General features: G+C 50.8%; 13 protein-coding genes and 1 riboswitch. Of the genes, 3 read left to right on the forward strand and 10 right to left on the reverse strand.

Translation table 11 applies throughout. From position 1 onward, the window contains the following. Positions 1–4 precede the first annotated feature (4 nt). The 10 genes from G9U52_RS05950 to cobJ all read right to left on the reverse strand — a co-directional run bounded on the left by G9U52_RS05950 (position 5) and on the right by cobJ (position 11,874). On the reverse strand, positions 5–1,546 hold the full coding sequence (locus tag G9U52_RS05950; protein ID WP_166147264.1) for a cobyrinic acid a,c-diamide synthase CobB: 1,542 nt from the start codon (positions 1,544–1,546) through the stop codon (positions 5–7). Beyond that, positions 1,536–2,789 carry a cobalt-precorrin 5A hydrolase gene (locus G9U52_RS05955; RefSeq protein ID WP_166147266.1) on the reverse strand — a complete coding sequence of 418 codons (1,254 nt, stop codon included), beginning with the start codon at positions 2,787–2,789 and terminating at the stop codon, positions 1,536–1,538. The genes G9U52_RS05950 and G9U52_RS05955 overlap by 11 nt, the downstream gene beginning before the upstream one ends. Continuing rightward, complete coding sequence (cobM, locus tag G9U52_RS05960; RefSeq protein WP_166147268.1) at positions 2,786–3,586, reverse strand: precorrin-4 C(11)-methyltransferase; 801 nt, start codon at positions 3,584–3,586, stop codon at positions 2,786–2,788. Before cobM ends, G9U52_RS05955 begins: the two co-directional genes overlap by 4 nt. Then, entirely contained in the window at positions 3,586–4,296 is a 711-nt protein-coding gene (gene cobI, locus G9U52_RS05965; RefSeq protein ID WP_166147271.1) for a precorrin-2 C(20)-methyltransferase, read from the reverse strand. Before cobI ends, cobM begins: the two co-directional genes overlap by 1 nt. Beyond that, positions 4,289–5,575 carry a precorrin-6y C5,15-methyltransferase (decarboxylating) subunit CbiE gene (gene cbiE, locus G9U52_RS05970; protein WP_166147273.1) on the reverse strand — a complete coding sequence of 429 codons (1,287 nt, stop codon included), beginning with the start codon at positions 5,573–5,575 and terminating at the stop codon, positions 4,289–4,291. The genes cobI and cbiE overlap by 8 nt, the downstream gene beginning before the upstream one ends. 436 nt (positions 5,576–6,011) lie before the next feature. Then, entirely contained in the window at positions 6,012–7,136 is a 1,125-nt protein-coding gene (locus tag G9U52_RS05975; protein ID WP_166148166.1) for a cobalt-precorrin-5B (C(1))-methyltransferase, read from the reverse strand. A 14-nt stretch (positions 7,137–7,150) separates the two neighbouring features. Next, positions 7,151–7,801 carry a precorrin-8X methylmutase gene (locus G9U52_RS05980; RefSeq protein WP_166147275.1) on the reverse strand — a complete coding sequence of 217 codons (651 nt, stop codon included), beginning with the start codon at positions 7,799–7,801 and terminating at the stop codon, positions 7,151–7,153. 5 nt (positions 7,802–7,806) lie between these two features. After that, positions 7,807–8,580 (reverse strand): precorrin-6A reductase, encoded by a 774-nt coding sequence (cobK, locus tag G9U52_RS05985; protein WP_166147277.1) that lies wholly within the window; start codon positions 8,578–8,580, stop codon positions 7,807–7,809. A 17-nt stretch (positions 8,581–8,597) separates the two neighbouring features. Continuing rightward, positions 8,598–9,707, reverse strand: coding sequence for a sirohydrochlorin chelatase (locus G9U52_RS05990; protein WP_166147279.1), 1,110 nt, complete (start codon positions 9,705–9,707; stop codon positions 8,598–8,600). A gap of 229 nt (positions 9,708–9,936) precedes the next feature. Next, entirely contained in the window at positions 9,937–11,874 is a 1,938-nt protein-coding gene (gene cobJ, locus G9U52_RS05995; protein ID WP_166147281.1) for a precorrin-3B C(17)-methyltransferase, read from the reverse strand. 165 nt (positions 11,875–12,039) lie between these two features. Continuing rightward, positions 12,040–12,186, reverse strand: a riboswitch (cobalamin riboswitch). Between the two features lie 203 nt (positions 12,187–12,389). On the opposite strand from cobJ, the gene G9U52_RS06000 reads away from it, so the two are divergent. The 3 genes from G9U52_RS06000 to G9U52_RS06010 are packed head-to-tail and all read left to right on the forward strand — an operon-like array spanning position 12,390 to position 15,963. Next, positions 12,390–13,457, forward strand: a complete 1,068-nt coding sequence (locus tag G9U52_RS06000; RefSeq protein ID WP_166147283.1) for an acyltransferase family protein — start codon at positions 12,390–12,392, stop codon at positions 13,455–13,457. A gap of 35 nt (positions 13,458–13,492) precedes the next feature. Then, complete coding sequence (locus G9U52_RS06005; protein WP_166147286.1) at positions 13,493–14,806, forward strand: O-antigen ligase family protein; 1,314 nt, start codon at positions 13,493–13,495, stop codon at positions 14,804–14,806. Beyond that, positions 14,803–15,963, forward strand: a complete 1,161-nt coding sequence (locus G9U52_RS06010; RefSeq protein ID WP_166147288.1) for a glycosyltransferase family 4 protein — start codon at positions 14,803–14,805, stop codon at positions 15,961–15,963. The genes G9U52_RS06005 and G9U52_RS06010 overlap by 4 nt, the downstream gene beginning before the upstream one ends. Positions 15,964–16,006: the final 43 nt, after the last annotated feature.

Below are 16,006 nucleotides of genomic sequence, written 5' to 3' on the forward strand. Positions count from 1 at the left end.
TTCACTACCCTTCTTTGGCCAAGCTTTCGCGATTTTTGGTAAGACCAGTTTTATAAGACAAGCATTGTTCAACCCAACGGGCTGCCAACGCCGGATCTGAAGCAAAATGAATATGCGTGTAGCCAGCAATCAGATTACCCGTTTCATTGCGGTAGCCTTCCGGCTTTGTTCCACGAAGTCCCTTGGTTACATAGGCGTGGCGAAAGGAAGGCTCTAAAGCCATTGAAGAAACAGCGCTAGGTGATTTATGAATTGATGCTGCAGGATCGGTTGAGGTCGCTGCCACTGGATGAGTTGTAGCTAAAGCAGGCTGTTGTGGATGAAAAGTGGAATAATGAAATTCATGCCCTTTGGCCTTGTTCGCTGCACCGAGCAGGAAATTGCCCTCAGTACCCGTAATTTCACGGTAGCCAAGTGCTGCCAGCTTTTTCTGCATGCGCACCGTGCCCGGAATCAATCCTAGCATCGGGTGCGACTTGCCACTTGTATCCTCAATCGCATCCGTTAAATACATAAAACCTCCGCATTCCGCAAGTGTTGGCAAGCCTCCAGTGATCGCTTCACTAATCGAACGTCGCACTGGCTCGGCTTCACCCGCCGACAGCTGCTCAGCAAACTCCTCGGGAAATCCGCCGCCGAGGTACAGCCCATGTACACCCTCTGGCAGCAATTCGCCGGCCAGTGGCGAGAAATAGATGCAACGAGCCCCATTGGCTTCCAGCAAATCGATATTTTCTTGATAGTAGAAGTTGAAGGCTGAATCTTTGGCAACAGCAATCCTTACTTGCGGCTCCTGATTCGGCATACTGCCTACTTGCGGAAACATGCGCATATTGTCTTGGGGCGGCTCCACATCGGAAGACGCTGCGAGCTCCCAAATGCGTTCCACATTGACCGTAGCCGAGATCAAGGTCGCCAGCTGATCAAAAAACGGCTGCAGCTCGCCCCGCTCGATAGAGGGAACAAGACCAAGATGCCGCTCCGGCATAGCAATCTGGTCGTCGCGCAGCAAATAGCCGAGCACCGGAATCCCGCATTCCTGCTCGATCGCTTCACTGACAATGCGATGGTGGTTGGCGCTGCCTAACCGGTTGGCGATAACGCCAACGATCCGAGCGCGCGGTTCCATGCATTGAAAGCCTTTCACAATCGCAGCGGCGCTGCGCGCCATGCTTTGGCAATTGACTACGAGCAGCACCGGGGCATCCAGCAGCATGCTAATTTCAGCGGTGCTGCCCTCATTGTTTTTGGGATTTTTGCCGTCATAGAAGCCCATAACTCCCTCAATAATCGAGATATCGGCATCATGGCTGGCCCTTGTGTATATTTCCTTAACGGTATCGTGAGACAGCATGTAGCTGTCAAGATTTCTTGAGCTGCGACCGGTTACCGCGGTATGAAAGGTAGGATCGATATAATCCGGTCCACATTTAAAGCCCTGCACCCGATGGCCGAGACCACGAAGGGCAGCCATCAGGCCTATCGTAAGCGTCGTTTTGCCGACGCCACTGCCGGTTCCGGCGATAACAATTCGTCTATCGGCCATCCGCTTGCCCTCCGGTTGTGCCAGGGGCAGTCGGCGTTGCTGAGGAGGCCAGTGCTGTAGACGCCGTTTGTGCGTCTTGTACGACTTGCGCGCCTTGCGCGTCTGCGGCTATTGCTTGCGGCTCGAACGAAATCAAGCCAACGGAAATCGTGACGTTGCCGGATTTTTTCTTGACCAGCGCAAGCTCCGATGTGCCAGCGTAAAGCTTCGCTGCCGGCTCGCTGACCGCGTAAGCGCCCGTAAAGCGGTGTACTGTATCGGAGGGATCCTCGATATGTACTTCATTCAATTGCTCTGGTGTATAGGTGACGAACGGCCAGCCATATTGCTGGGTAATGGCCAGCAAGCCCACCTCGTCCTTCTTGAGATCGATTGTGCAGACGGCTTTGACGCTGCGGATCGAGAACTTCAGTTCGGCCAAAGTCTCGACGATCACAGCCTCAATCTCTTCGGCAGAGGTGCCACGGTTGCAGCCGATGCCAAGTGCAAGCACCTTGGGCCGGTACAACACACCATTGGTTAGTATCGCTTCTTCGGCATCGCTTAGCAATCGGTGCGTGACGACAAGTGCGGCCTGCGGTTTGGCGGCAAGAGCAGCTTCCACAGACGCATACTCGCGTATTGTCGGGGGAAGCGGTGTATCGTGCAGCCACCAGCCCGGCTCGCCGGATTCCTGCACAACGGCGACCTGCTCCTCGTTGACGACCGAGGCACTGACGGGAGTCAGCTTCGCCCCGGACTCCCACACCCAGCCAAAACGGCGGCCGAACAAGTCGACCGCGATCGTTTTTTGCACATCGGAGGCAGTAGTAATAACTGCTCTCGCACCGATGGCAGCAGCCACCTCGCGGGTTAGCTCATTGGCACCGCCCAAATGCCCGGACAGCATGCTAATCACATGCTCTCCTTTATCGTCAATGACGACAATGCCAGGATCGGATTTCTTATCTACCAATAAAGGAGCAATCATGCGTACGACTGCTCCTAAGGATATAATCGTAATAATGCCTTTGTATGCGGGAAATAAGGCAGGAAATAACATTCTGACGCTACCCTCGAATAACTGGATGCCACGCTCCGCTTCATCGCCGCGGGCAAATTTGGACATATAGTACAAATCCGAATGTGAAAAAGACTGCTGCAGCTTGCGCGCCAGCTCGACGCCATGCTTCGTAATCGCTACGATTGCATAATCGCCACGCTGCTCAATCTGTGGGAATTGCCCCTCAACTAAGCTGATCATGAAGGCTTCACTCCTCTGCGGAAGCGGTGTGTGAACTCCTTGTCATACAGCTTGGAACGGTACTCCTCATTGCTATGAATATCCGGGTCAAGCGCCCAGCCTGCCAGTATCATCGCATGGGAACGGATGCCATTCGCACGCATCTCCTGGTCAAGCTGGGAAATGGTCGTACGTATAATAAGCTGGTCGGGCCAAGTCGCGCGTTGCACCACAGCCACTGGCGTATTCTCGCTCCAGCCTGCTTCGAGCAGGTCGTTGACGACTTTTTTGACAAGAGTCGCACTAAGGAAAAGAGCCAATGTACAATGGTGGGCGGCCAAATCCTTAAGCTTTTCCAGCTCAGGGACGGGAGTACGCCCCTCGGCGCGGGTCAATATTAACGTTTGGGTAAGCTCCGGTATCGTAAGCTCGGCTCCAATGGCTGCCGCCGCCGCAAATACGGAGCTAACGCCTGGAATGACCTCGTAGCCGATGCCTGCTTTTTTCAATAAAGCAATTTGCTCCATAATCGCCCCAAACACAGCCGGATCCCCGGTATGAACACGTGCGACCATTTTACCCTGCCGTACGCGATCGACCATAATCTCGACCATTTCCTTTAGATCCATGCCCGCGCTTTTCAGAATCTCCGCTCCCGGCTTCGCTTTGGCAATCAAATCCTCATTGACCAGCGAGTCGGTGTAAAGCACAACATCCGCTTCCTGCAGCAAGCGCAAGCCCTTAACCGTAATTAGATCAGGGTCGCCGGGACCCGCACCAATAATATAAATTTTTCGAGTTGTTTGTTCAGCATCCATTATTTTCGCACCACCATTAACGTTAAGTATTCCAGCTCACGGCCCTGCAGCACGCGAATATCACGCCAGATCATTTCTTCGGAAGAGGTTACTTTAGTCAGCACAGCAGCCTTGTCGATCAGGTTCAGGTCGCCCAGCACTCGCAGCATCAGGTCAATCACTTTGGCAACTTTAATGAATACAATGCAATCGTGCGATTCAATCGCATAACGCATTTGGTCGTAATCATCAACAGCTGGCACAATCGCTATTTTCTCATCGCCATCCGCCATCGGAATGCCTAGCTGCGAAGCAGACGCATTGACCGAGGAAATCCCTGGAACCGAACGAATCTCTACCTCGGGATGGTGCTCCATCATCAGCCTCATTAAGTGGATGAATGTACTATAAATCATCGGGTCGCCCTCAGTAACAAAAGCAACATCCTGCCCCTGCTCCAAATACTGCCAGACGGATGCTACGGTTTTAGTCCATTGCAGCTCTAACGCTTCCCGATCTCTTGTCATCGGAAAAATCAACGGCACCATAACCTTTTCTTCCGTATTCACATACAACTCCGTAATCGCTAAGGCGTAGCTTTTGGCGCCTCTTTTTTTACGTGGATAGGCAATTACCGGGGATTCCTTAAGAATCCGAAAAGCCTTCACTGTGATGAGCTCCGGGTCACCAGGTCCAACGCCCAAGCCATATAAAATGCCTAAGTTACTCAACTGCCTTCGTCTCCTTTATTGCCGCGCTCTCTGGCGCTTTGTGCTGAGCCGTAATAATATAAACAGGATTTAGCCCCTCAAAACGGGTCATATCTAATATAGGCTTACTCCGCGAAACCTGTGCCAGGATGATATTCGTTGCAAAGCCTTCCTCAGCAAAAGTGCGGTTCGCCTCATAGAGGTTCTCAATCGTCACTGCGTTGAGCACAATTCTTCCACCCGGGCGCAGCCGTGTGCAGCATACATGCAGCAGCTCTTTCATTTCGCCGCCGCTGCCGCCGATAAATACAGCATCCGGATCAGCAAACTGCTCCAGCCCTTGCGGTGCGCGACCTTGGACAGCGGTTAAATCAGCACGAAAGCGCACCATATTTTCCAAGCAGTTAGCGAGGTCGGCTTCATTTTTCTCAATCGCGTATACTTCACCCTGACGGGCAATTCTTGCTGCTTCAATCGCTACTGAGCCTGTGCATGTACCGATATCCCAGACGATGCTGTCGGAACGAAGCGCCATTTGGGCGATGCTGAGCACGCGAATTTCTTTTTTGGTGATAAGTCCCTTGTCCGGCTTACGCTGGGCGAACCGCTCATCGTCGATACCAAACGGCCATTGTGGTGGAGTTGTTCCGGGAGCCGGGCGTTTTTGCTTCAAAATGACTACATTTAATGAGGAAAAGGTTTCCGGTGCCAGCCCCACGATTTCTTGAAGCTCGTACCAACCGGTTTTTTCGGTCGGCCCGTCCAAATTTTCGGCAACGAACACCCGATATTCCTCCATGCCAAAATCAAGCAAATAACGGGCAATCGCCTGTGGATTATTCGTTTCATCCGTTAATAGCGCTACCTTCCGTTTGCCATCTATGCGCTGGGCAAGACCCTTCATGCTGCGTCCGTGAACACTGACAACCTCGGCATCCTGCCAGCTCTCGCCCATTCGGGCAAAGGCCAGCTGGACAGAGCTCAGGTTCGGGTACACCTCAACGGCAAGCTTAGAGCTTAAGTAACCGCCTATGCCATAAAATAAGGGATCGCCCGAGGCTAACACCACAACGCTGCGCCCCTGCTCAGACTCCGCTTTTAACCTCGCTGCCAGCTCGCCGAGGCCGCCCTTGATCGCAAGCTGCTCCCCTTGGTATTCCGGGAAAAATTGCAGCTGTCGTTCTCCGCCGACCAGCAGGTCGCTGTTCTCGATCCATTCCAAGTATCGGGGCAGCAAGCCGTCCCTTCCGTTGTCGCCTATGCCGATGACTTTGGGCTTGTTGGTTGTTTGTGCGCTCATTGTGTTCTCCTTTGCGATGGATTGATGTTCCTACGATGGATAACGCTAAGTGGCCAGGATGTTCTTACGATGGATAACGCTAAGTGGCCAGGATGTTCCTACGATTGCTGTTGTTCATGGTTTTTTGGATTATATAAACTATTTAGCGGTAAAAAACCATGAACAAAGGCACCGCTTCGCTATCTCCAGAACACCCTGGCCACTCCGCTAGTGATTCGTTCCTGCTTTTAGAAATCTTAAGAGCTTTAGAACCTTTCGTAGCAGGAATTCTCAGCCATTAGGAAGGTTAGACGGACACAGAAACCTCTATTCGCAGGTTTAGCCGTCCCTAATGATAGATTTCCTGATGGCAAGCCATAATCGCTTTAGCTTAGTTCTCTTAGCTTTTGTCTGAACCGGCAAGGGCTAATTGGGCAACCTGGAGGGTGGTAACGGACTATAAATCTGTCCGAATGGCGCTGCCCAGCAGCAGGGCCTTCATTGAAATAATGACGGTGTCGATTTCCAAGCCACCGCCCACTTCTTTAAGGCTCATCTCGCAGCAGTAGCCGCACAGCAATTCAAAAAAACGGTTATAGCCCCACTCCTGCATCCAATCGCCGACCAAAGCGGCAGTGTTGGCTCCCAAGATCGCCTCTGCTTGCTCCTCGGTTGCCCCTGCTTCCCGCGCCACTTGGGCGAGAAAGCCAAAATCGATCGGTGCGCTTTTGCTGTGCACCATCATCACGCCTTGGGCTACCTTTGAAAATTTGCCCATCATGCCAACCATCGTTACTCGTTTGATCCCCTGCTTTTTACAATGCAGCAGCGCAAACCCAACAAAGTCTCCCATTTCGACAAAAGCCTCATCAGGCAACCCAGGGTACATATCGATCCCATACTTCTCGGTGCGTCCACCTGTGGATAGCACAATATGCGTGCAGCCGCCTTTAACGGCAACCCGAATGGCCATCGCCACACTCGCCTTGTAGGCTGCTGTAGAAAAAGGTACCACCGTTCCCCGTGTACCGAGGATGGAGATACCACCAAGAATGCCGAGTCGGCCATTCAGTGTCTTTTTGGCAATTTCCTCGCCATCTGGAACCGATATGACCACCTTGATTCCACGTTCCAAATCGAATTCTTTTAACACATCGGTTGCGGCTTGACGGATCATTCGGCGGGGAACCGGATTAATCGCTGCCTCGCCTACCGCTACGGGCAGGCCCGGCTTCGTAACACGTCCGACACCAATACCGCCATCCAACTCGATCCCAAGCTCTTCCCGCCACGAAACCTCAGCAATAATCCGGGCTCCATGTGTAGCATCAGGATCGTCGCCACCATCCTTAATAACCTCGGTTTCCGCACGCTCCGCATTAAATTCACAGCGAATAATCGTAAAAGTTACATCTTGTCCAATCGGCAGATGGATGGTTGCCTCCGTCTGCTCCTCCTGCGCAATCAGCGCAGTTAACGCTGCCTTCGTTGCTGCTGCCGCATTCGAGCCTGTTGTATACCCGTGACGCAATGGCTTGGCTTCTTTGTCTTCCTTCGCTTCTTTGCTTCCGGACTTGTCCATCGCCATATGCGGCCCTAGCCTAACCGTTCGGCCATAAGCGAAATTGCATTAACTGTCGCAACTGCCACAGGGCTTCCGCCTTTACGGCCAATATTCGTAATAAAAGGAATATCCAGCTTGGCCAGCTCATCCTTGGATTCTGCCGCTGATACAAATCCAACCGGTACACCAATAATCAGGCCAGGCTTAGCTGCCCCTTCTTTGACAAGACGAATGAGCTCTAACAAGGCTGTAGGCGCATTACCGATAGCATAGATCGCTCCATCTGCTTCAAGAATAGCTTTGCGGATCGAAATAATAGCACGGGTTGTGTTCAAGCGTTTGGCTTCCTCCATCACATCGGGGTCGGATATGTATACACGCACGTCGCCGCCGAACTTGGCGATTCTCGGCTTACTGATGCCGACTTGCACCATTTGTACGTCTGCCACTACCCCTTTTCCAGCACGAATGGCATTAATGCCAGCTTGAATCGCATCTCTATGAAAAACAAGACTGCGTCCTAGATCAAAATCTGCGGATGCATGAATAACACGCTGTACGACAGGAAATTGCTCATCTGTGTACAAATGCTCGCCAAGCTCCTCGGTAATCATTTCAAAGCTACGTTCCTCAATTTCTTGCGGCTGTACTGTTAATGGTTTAAACTCTGTTCCAAAATCCATCGTCGTTAGGCTCCCTTCAATAGCTCGTTTAATTTTCCAATTACTCCCTCAAAATCCCCAAAATGCAGGCCATACTCAACCTCTGGACGTCCAATCATAATGGTTTCAATTCCGAGCTCCAATGCCGACTCCAGCTTCTCATCCACCGCGCCGACCTTGCCGCTCTCTTTTGTAATCATCAAGGTCACTTTATAGTGCTCGTACAGAGCTGTATTTAGGGCTTTGGAAAATGGTCCCTGCATGGCCACGATGTTTTTTTGCAGGAGCCCAAGCTCCTCGCATTTCTCCATATTATCTCTACGGGGCAGCATGCGGGCAACCAGCGTAGTATTCGGCTCGTTCAACAGCCGCTTCGCAAAAATATGCAACGTTTTGCTGCCTGTAGTCAGCATAATCACGCCCTGCCTCTGTGCAGCAAGCTCAGCCGCCTGCTCATAATCGTCCGCATAAGTGATCAGCGGATTGCCCTCGAAGGTCAAGCGATCTCGCTCATAGCGGACGTAAGGCAGGTCCACTTCACGGGCTGCGGCTATCGCATTTTTCGATGCCTCTTCAGCAAAAGGATGCGTCGCATCCACGATGGCACGGATACCGCGTTCCCGTACTAGCGCAGCCAGCTGCTCAGCCGTTAGCCTGCCTATCAGCACAGGCAGCCCGGCAGCCTCCATCGATTTGGCGGCGCTATCTGTGACAACGGTGGTCAGCAGCTCGTACCCTGTCTGCTGGATCTGCACAGCAAGCTCTCGGGCGTCACTTGTTCCAGCCATAACCAATATCATCGTTATGCCTCCTTATGTTAGGTTGATACCGAAGCCGTTTTGGGGCTGGCGGGTTGCTTTGGCTGTTCGTGATCATCATGGTGATCATGTGCATGGTCGTGCGGATGCTCATGGCCGTCATCATTCTTATGACCATGGTCTTCGTGGCTGTGATCATGGCTGTGATCATGCGCTTCATGAGCATGGACATGGGCATGTGAATCATCATGGTGGTCATGGCTGTGGTCATGGCTGTGGTCATGGTCGTGGTGATCATGATGGTCATGCCCATGCTCATGGTCGTCATCGTGGTGGTGGTGGTGATCGATATGCTCCATCGCTGCTATGCGGTATTGGCACATATCACAGTTCATTTTAGCCGCGCCCTGCAGCGCTTCCTGCGCACGCTCAATCAAAATTTGGCGTAATTTAGGATGAAAGCCGAAGTAATCGGCCAAGGAAAATTGATGCTCCGGGTAGCGTTCTTCAAAAATCTCCAGCATACCCTCCATCCGTTTGATCAAAACGCCCGTAAATAAAAAATAGGGCAATATTATAACCTTGCGGGCACCCAGTTTCAAACATCGTTCCATTCCCTCTTCCAAGAGCGGAGCCGTTACGCCAATAAATGCCGTTTCTACCCATTTCACCTTTAGCTTTTCCCAGAATAAACGGGATATTTTAAACAGGTCACTATTGGCATCTGCATCGCTACTGCCTCTACCAACAACAAGTATCGCCGTTTCTTGCAGCTCTTGCTCCTGCGCCAGCATGGTTTCCTCAGTCATTCCCGCGCCTTCCAAGCGTGAGGTGAGAATTTCCAGCACTTGCTCATGCACACCAATCGGCCGTCCGTAATTAAACTTAATGGAAGGGTGACGTAGCTTCGCCTCGTCGATTGCCGCTGGAATATGGATCTTCGCATGTCCCGCTGAAAATAATGTAATCGGTACAACAGCAATCTGCGTAGCACCCTTGGCTACACATTCATCGATACCCTGCCGAATATTCGGCTTTTCGAATTCCAAAAAACAGGTTTCCACCATCGGTCCTTGAAGTTCTTTTGCAATAGCGCCAACAAACTGCCTTATTTCTTCATTCCCCTCGGCATCCTTACTGCCGTGCCCTACAAACAATACCGCGTCCATCTTTTGCCTCCCCATATAACTTGCTATTTCTGCATATAAAAAGTTGCCCCAACAAAAAGTACAAAAGAGCTGGAAAATCTCCTCCTATTCCTTTCACAAACCTGGTTTTTAGCCTATTACAGGAAAATCTCCCGTTACTTCAAGCCTTATATAGCCAAATCTGGTGTTGTTGCACGTTGGTCATAAAAGAGAACGGACTAGCCGCTCACGACCAGCAGCCCTGCCCTTGTTAATCCCCGCAAATTGCATTTTCTATAGTAAAAACGGGTAAATCCTGATGGCGATAGCCTTCAAGCTCCTTCACACGTTTGAAAAACTTATGGAATCTCTCGTTTGGATGTCCTTCCGATACATAACGTTGCATAATGCGCTCAATCGTTTCGACCAACAACTCTGGCTCTATTCCTTCAGCAACAGGCTGAGCCGGGTGGACGTTGCGTCCAACGGTTTTGCCGCCAAGGAATAAATCAAATTTCCCTCTCCGGTATACAACACCGATGTCTTCATTAACTGCCCCGTAACAAGCCATTCCACAGCCATTGAAGCCGATCCGCATTTCTTTGGGAACGGCGAGCCCGCCAAGCTTCGCTTGTAATTCATCTGCAAAAGGAATCGATTCGCCTTTCTCACCATTGCAGAAATCGCAAGCCTTGAGCTGTGCCACATCGCCGATGGGCGATAGGATAAAGCCCTCCAAGCGAAGCTTTTCTGTAACCTCTGCCGGATTATCCGTCGGCACACGCACGATTAGCTGATGATGGGGCGTATACTCCATCGTGCCTTTTTCGCCGATTACAGCGGCTAGGGTTAGCATCTGCTTCGCTGTAAATTGCTTGTTAGCTACGCCTGGGCTGACAGCCAGCTCGAAGATCGACTGCTGCCGGAACAACCCGGCAGCTATAGGCGCGGCAGCCGTCGTACGCGTTGCTACCGGCGATGGAGCTGCGCTTGCCGCTAGCGTGAGCGTGCTGGCCGGCGCAGCTCCGGCGCTGCGACTCGCGAGCTGCAGCGCCTCCAGCGCCAGCATCAGCGGGTCCGCGCTCACGCGGCGCTCCGCTACGGCTAAGGCGCTGACCGCGCCCAAAGCTGAGCCTGCTGGCTCAGCACCTGCCACAGCCGGGCTCGCATTCACGCTTGCTCCCCGCACCGATGCGCCAGCATTCGTGTCTCCAGCCTGTGCATTCACACCTACTGCTCCGCCTGCCGATCGCTCGACAACGGTCGTTACAGGCCTGCCGCCTTTCGGACCGCTGCCATCGTCGTCCCCATCGTCATCGTCATCGTAATCATCCGATTCCTCGTCGTCGAAGTCATCCGCTGCGTCCTCGTCAACAGGCAGCTGCTTAAGCGCCCAGGGCTCCGCCGCTTCGCGCAGCCTTTGATGCGGGCGCAATGGCTGCACATCGGCGCCCAACGTATACTTGCGCTGGTAGCCGCGTGGCGTAATCATTAAGCCGTCATACACCATCGTCGACGAATTTCCGATAATGACGGTTGTCAGCATGCCGATATCGTGGTCCAGCATATCACGCAGGTTCGTTAGCACGACATGCTCACGATCTCTGTACGCACTTTTTACGATGCCCACAGGCGTTTCGGGAGAGCGGTATTTCAACAGTATGCGTTGCGTCTCAACGATTTGCCGTGTTCGCCTGCCGCTTCGCGGGTTGTACAAGGCGATGACAAAATCCGCCTGACCCGCCGCCTCAACCCGCCGCTCGATCAGCTCCCAAGGCGTAAGATGATCGCTGAGGCTAATTGTGCAGGAGTCATGCATGATAGGAGCGCCAAGTAGCGAGGCTGAGGAATTAATCGCAGAAATGCCGGGAATAATCTCAACCTCAACACCGCCATCACGCTGCCAGTTTTTTTCCATCAGCACTTCGTACACCAGCCCCGCCATTCCGTAAACCCCGGCATCGCCACTGGAAATAACGGCTACCTTTTTCCCGGCTTCTGCTTGACGAACGGCTTCCTGGGCACGGCTGACCTCCTCGGTCATACCGGTTCTTACGATTTGCTGGTCAGTTAATAAGCCACTAATTAAATCGACATACGTGTTATAGCCGATAATTACCTCGCTCTCTTGGAGCGCTTCACGTGCCCTTTTCGTTATATGTTCGAAACTGCCGGGTCCGAAACCGACAATAAGCAATTTTCCTGGCATTTGCGCACGTCCTTTTTTTACACTTTTTTGGCAACAAAAAAAGCACTTCCAATGTGTTAGAAATGCTGTTTTAGCGCGCACCAGCATGGTAGGGACAGCGCGTTCGCGCCTTATGCCTCCATGGGTAAGCCAGTCTCTAACACCTTCCTAAATCCACGTAGGTCAACAGTGTTTTTCAAACAGGCAGGTTTCCTGGCTTAGAGCAGTGTTACAGCTCTGTACAGTGGCGGGTCCGCGCCGGTCTTTAACCGGCTTCCCTATTAAGCAGGCGACATCATGCTATCGCTCCGCACCTATTTTAAATAATATGTAGTTGTCCTGCAATCATATCACCCGCAGGGAAGCTTTGTCTAATCATAATATTGATGGCTGCTTACGAAGGCTTTAAATGAAATTCAACTATTGACATGATACAATTCGTATCGTATTATTTGTTTATACCACAATGATACATTATGTGCCAATAATTATAGCCAGCTTTTTATACGACTTTATGAAGGGGGTTCCCATTCCACATGTCCACCATAGCCCGTAAAAGACAAGCGGATATTGATATCCTGCGCTGCGTTGGCATTTGTCTTGTCGTGCTGGGACATTCCTTTCCAACCGACGTTCTCAAAGAAACACCGTGGCTGATTCATTTTTTCCGCAGCTTTACCATGCCCTTATTTATGGTCATATCTGGATATTTATATATATATGCGGAAGGTGGTAAAAAAGGCTATTACCGCTTCGTGATAGGCAAGGTGAAGCTTCTCCTTGTCCCCTACATTTTGCTAAGCAATATCGCTTTTATCCCAAAGGCTTTACTTGCCCATTATGCCGAACGTCCTATCGACCTGAGCTGGAGTTACTGGGTAAAGAGCCTGCTTTATCCAACTGAGAACGTCATTATCTACTTTTGGTTCATGCCCACCCTATTCCTTATTTCCATATGCGGACCTCTATTTAATTGGGCGATCCGCTATAGATTAGCGGCCGTCGTGCTCACATTGGTCTTGGCTTTGCTGCATCTGACCGATCCACTGCAAGGGGTATTGCTGCTGAATCTGGCGGGTGTGTCGCATTATATCCTGTTTTTCTGGCTGGGTAGCTTATTGGCAAGTGGTAAAGCTCGTACCGAGCGCTTCATTGAAGCCCCGATCTTGCTCCCGTTTCTACTTATCCTCCAGGTTTTACTTTATCTAGCCATGGAAAAAGCCCACCTGATTATCGAGCTTCCACTTGCGCTGATTGGTACGGCAATGGCCTTCTCCTTCGGAAAGTGGTATGTACGCCAACGGCTCAACTGGTTTCGCTGGCTGCATGGTTATACCTACCAAATTTATTTATTATCCTGGTTCCCGCAAGTATTTGTGATGATCATTTCACTTAAAGTGCTCCAATTGCCGTATAACTTCACTGTAGCTGCCATGTTTATAAGCGGCCTGCTACTGCCCGTATTAGCTGCCCGGCTTATCAATCTTTATTGCCCTTTTTTCAATATTGCGGTTGGTTTAAAACCGAGGGGTGGCAAACTTAGGACTGTTGGAAATACCCAGCTATCAGAAACAAATAAAAGTGACAATATTCAAATTTCTTAATTAAACAAGAACATAAAAAGGTAGGGTGTGGAAAAATGCTGTTACAGCGAACAACAGTGCTTTACGGCGTAATATCGTTGCTTTTTTTAGGGATTCTCACTGCTAGCATGATGGTTGATTCCCTGTTAATTGTTCTCATTATTTTATTGGGAGTGTATGGGCTTGCACTTTCCTTTCGTTATCCATTCATCCTGCTAGTTGCCTATGCGGTAGCGATTCCATTCGAGGATATTCTCAGGATCGGGGGGTTTTTCAATACATTAACCAAAGGCTTTGGCCTGCTCTTCGGTTTCTTATATTTCCTGACCCATTTCCGCCAAATGAAGTTTAGTGCCGTTCCCGCCGTATGGTGGGGATGGCTTGGCTGGAATATTCTTAGTATCCTATGGACACCAAATGACCATTTTGCCGCTATCTGGTTCAGCATTTCGACGTATGTGCAATTATTTTTTATGATGCTGCTTATGGTTAATATCCTTCAACATGATCCGAAACGAATTCCGATTTTACTCACCTTTTACAGCATTGCTACAACCGTTACCTCACTTTACAGCATCCTGAATTTTATTCAAGGCGTTGAGCTGTCCGAGGGTACACGAACGGGCGCCTTCCAGGAGCAAAGCGTTGCCCATTTTGCCGCCATGATCGTTCCGGGATTATTGTATATCATCTATAAGATTTTACACAGTAAATCGATCCTGCATAAAATTTGGCTTTCTCCTATTGCCCTTATTCAAATCATGGCCGTTATTCTCTCTGGTACACGCAGCGCCTGGATGGGGTTAACTGTCGCTATCTTGTTCCTGCTGCTTGCTAAGTTTAACTGGAAAAAGGCAGTTGCCATTATTGTCGTAAGTGGTGTTGTCTTGTGGGGCGTTAATGCGATCCCTCAATTGGAGCAAAATATTGCGGCCCGTTCCGAGCAGGCCATCGATAGCGGAGGATCGGGGAGAACGAAGATTTGGGAGCATGCTGTTGGTGTGTTTGCAGAGCATCTGGTTATTGGTACAGGATCAGGAACGTACCACAAGCATCAGGATTACCCCCCTTATGGAGCCCATAATATTTATCTGGGGGCTGCGATCCAAACGGGTATCATCGGTCTGCTTCTAATGGTATTCGCCTTATGGCAAACCTTTCGTGCACCATCGGCCAACAAGCTCAATTTATTTCTCAAAGCGCTGCTTATTGCCTATTTAGTCCAGTCCTTTTTCCTTGAAACGACCATTACCAAATATTTTTGGCTAGCTATCGGGTTAGCCCTTGGAGCGGGCACTTTTCACATCCCAACCTTCCGGCTCCCGCTCAGGGCTCGTACCGTCACAAAAAAGGAGCAGGTTCAAGTATGAAAATTGTCCACTTTACTTCCGTACACCATGTGTATGACACTCGGATTACCATCAAGGAGTGCAGTTCCTTGCAAAATTACGGCCATGATGTCCGATTGATTGCCGCCCATGACAAGAACGAGCTGGTGGGCGGCATTCAGGTTATTGGGATCGGCAAGGGGCCGAAGCATAGGCTCGCCCGGATGCTGGTCACCACGGCAAGGGTGTTCCGGGAATGTTTGAAGCAGAAGGCAGATATTTACCACTATCATGATCCCGAGCTGATGCCCATTGGGCTGCTCTTGAAATGGCTTGGCAAACGGGTTATCTATGACGTTCATGAGGATGTCCCACGCGATATTTACTCCAAATTTTGGATACCCGGTTGGTTAAAGAAGCCGGTCTCCCTTTGTGTGGAAGCCACTGAGCGCTTTGTTGCCAAACGAATGGATGCGATCGTACCCGCCACCCCTTATATAGCTAACCGGTTTCGGACTTATAACCCCCATACCTATGAGATTCAAAACTTTCCACTTTTGGATGAATTGGTTAGTCTTGAGGTTGAGGTTAACGATAACGAGAATAAATCAGGGGAAATGAATTACATCGCTTATATCGGCAGCATATCCGAGGTCAGAGGCATTAAAGATACCATGGAGTGCCTGGAGCAATTAAATCTGGTTATGCCTGTCAGGCTGCTGCTTGGAGGGGACTTCTCCCCCCCTGCGCTACTGGATGAAGTTCGCCAGTTGCGTGGCTGGCAATATGTGGATTACCGGGGCAGGGTGGATCGCGAGCAGTTCCGTGAAATGATGGCGCAAAGCAAGGTGGGACTTGTGGTACTGCATCCAGAGCCCAACTTTATGATGTCACAGCCCAATAAGCTGTTTGAGTATATGTCCGCCAGCGTGCCTGTGCTGGCGTCTGACTTCCCCCTATGGAAGCTGATCGTTGAGGGCAACCAATGCGGCATGTGCATTCCCCCTATGCAGCCTCATTTAATGACCCAAGCGATCCAATATATGCTGGAGCATCCGGAGGAAACCAGGCGAATGGGCGAGAATGGCCGCACGGCCGCAGCTACCCAATATAATTGGCAGCCAGAAGGCCGCAAGCTTAATGAGCTATATGAGAGGCTGATGAGGCCTCATACACGATTGGAGCCGGACCCTGGTTAGCCTTTGATCCTGGCTCCGGGAATGCACTTAGAAGGATAAGGAG

The sequence above is a fragment of the Paenibacillus agricola genome (genome assembly GCF_011440305.1).
GTDB classification, from domain to species: domain Bacteria; phylum Bacillota; class Bacilli; order Paenibacillales; family NBRC-103111; genus Paenibacillus_S; species Paenibacillus_S agricola.

Excerpts from the sequence above, each read along its gene's own strand:
- G9U52_RS05950 (WP_166147264.1), bottom strand. The coding sequence starts at position 1,546 with ATGGCCGATAGACGAATTGTTATCGCCGGAACCGGCAGTGGCGTCGGC.
- G9U52_RS05955 (WP_166147266.1), bottom strand. The coding sequence starts at position 2,789 with ATGATCAGCTTAGTTGAGGGGCAATTCCCACAGATTGAGCAGCGTGGC.
- cobM (WP_166147268.1), bottom strand. The coding sequence starts at position 3,586 with ATGGATGCTGAACAAACAACTCGAAAAATTTATATTATTGGTGCGGGT.
- cbiE (WP_166147273.1), bottom strand. The coding sequence starts at position 5,575 with ATGAGCGCACAAACAACCAACAAGCCCAAAGTCATCGGCATAGGCGAC.
- G9U52_RS05975 (WP_166148166.1), bottom strand. The coding sequence starts at position 7,136 with ATGGACAAGTCCGGAAGCAAAGAAGCGAAGGAAGACAAAGAAGCCAAG.
- G9U52_RS05980 (WP_166147275.1), bottom strand. The coding sequence starts at position 7,801 with ATGGATTTTGGAACAGAGTTTAAACCATTAACAGTACAGCCGCAAGAA.
- cobK (WP_166147277.1), bottom strand. The coding sequence starts at position 8,580 with ATGATATTGGTTATGGCTGGAACAAGTGACGCCCGAGAGCTTGCTGTG.
- G9U52_RS05990 (WP_166147279.1), bottom strand. The coding sequence starts at position 9,707 with ATGGACGCGGTATTGTTTGTAGGGCACGGCAGTAAGGATGCCGAGGGG.
- cobJ (WP_166147281.1), bottom strand. The coding sequence starts at position 11,874 with ATGCCAGGAAAATTGCTTATTGTCGGTTTCGGACCCGGCAGTTTCGAA.
- G9U52_RS06000 (WP_166147283.1), top strand. The coding sequence starts at position 12,390 with ATGTCCACCATAGCCCGTAAAAGACAAGCGGATATTGATATCCTGCGC.
- G9U52_RS06005 (WP_166147286.1), top strand. The coding sequence starts at position 13,493 with ATGCTGTTACAGCGAACAACAGTGCTTTACGGCGTAATATCGTTGCTT.
- G9U52_RS06010 (WP_166147288.1), top strand. The coding sequence starts at position 14,803 with ATGAAAATTGTCCACTTTACTTCCGTACACCATGTGTATGACACTCGG.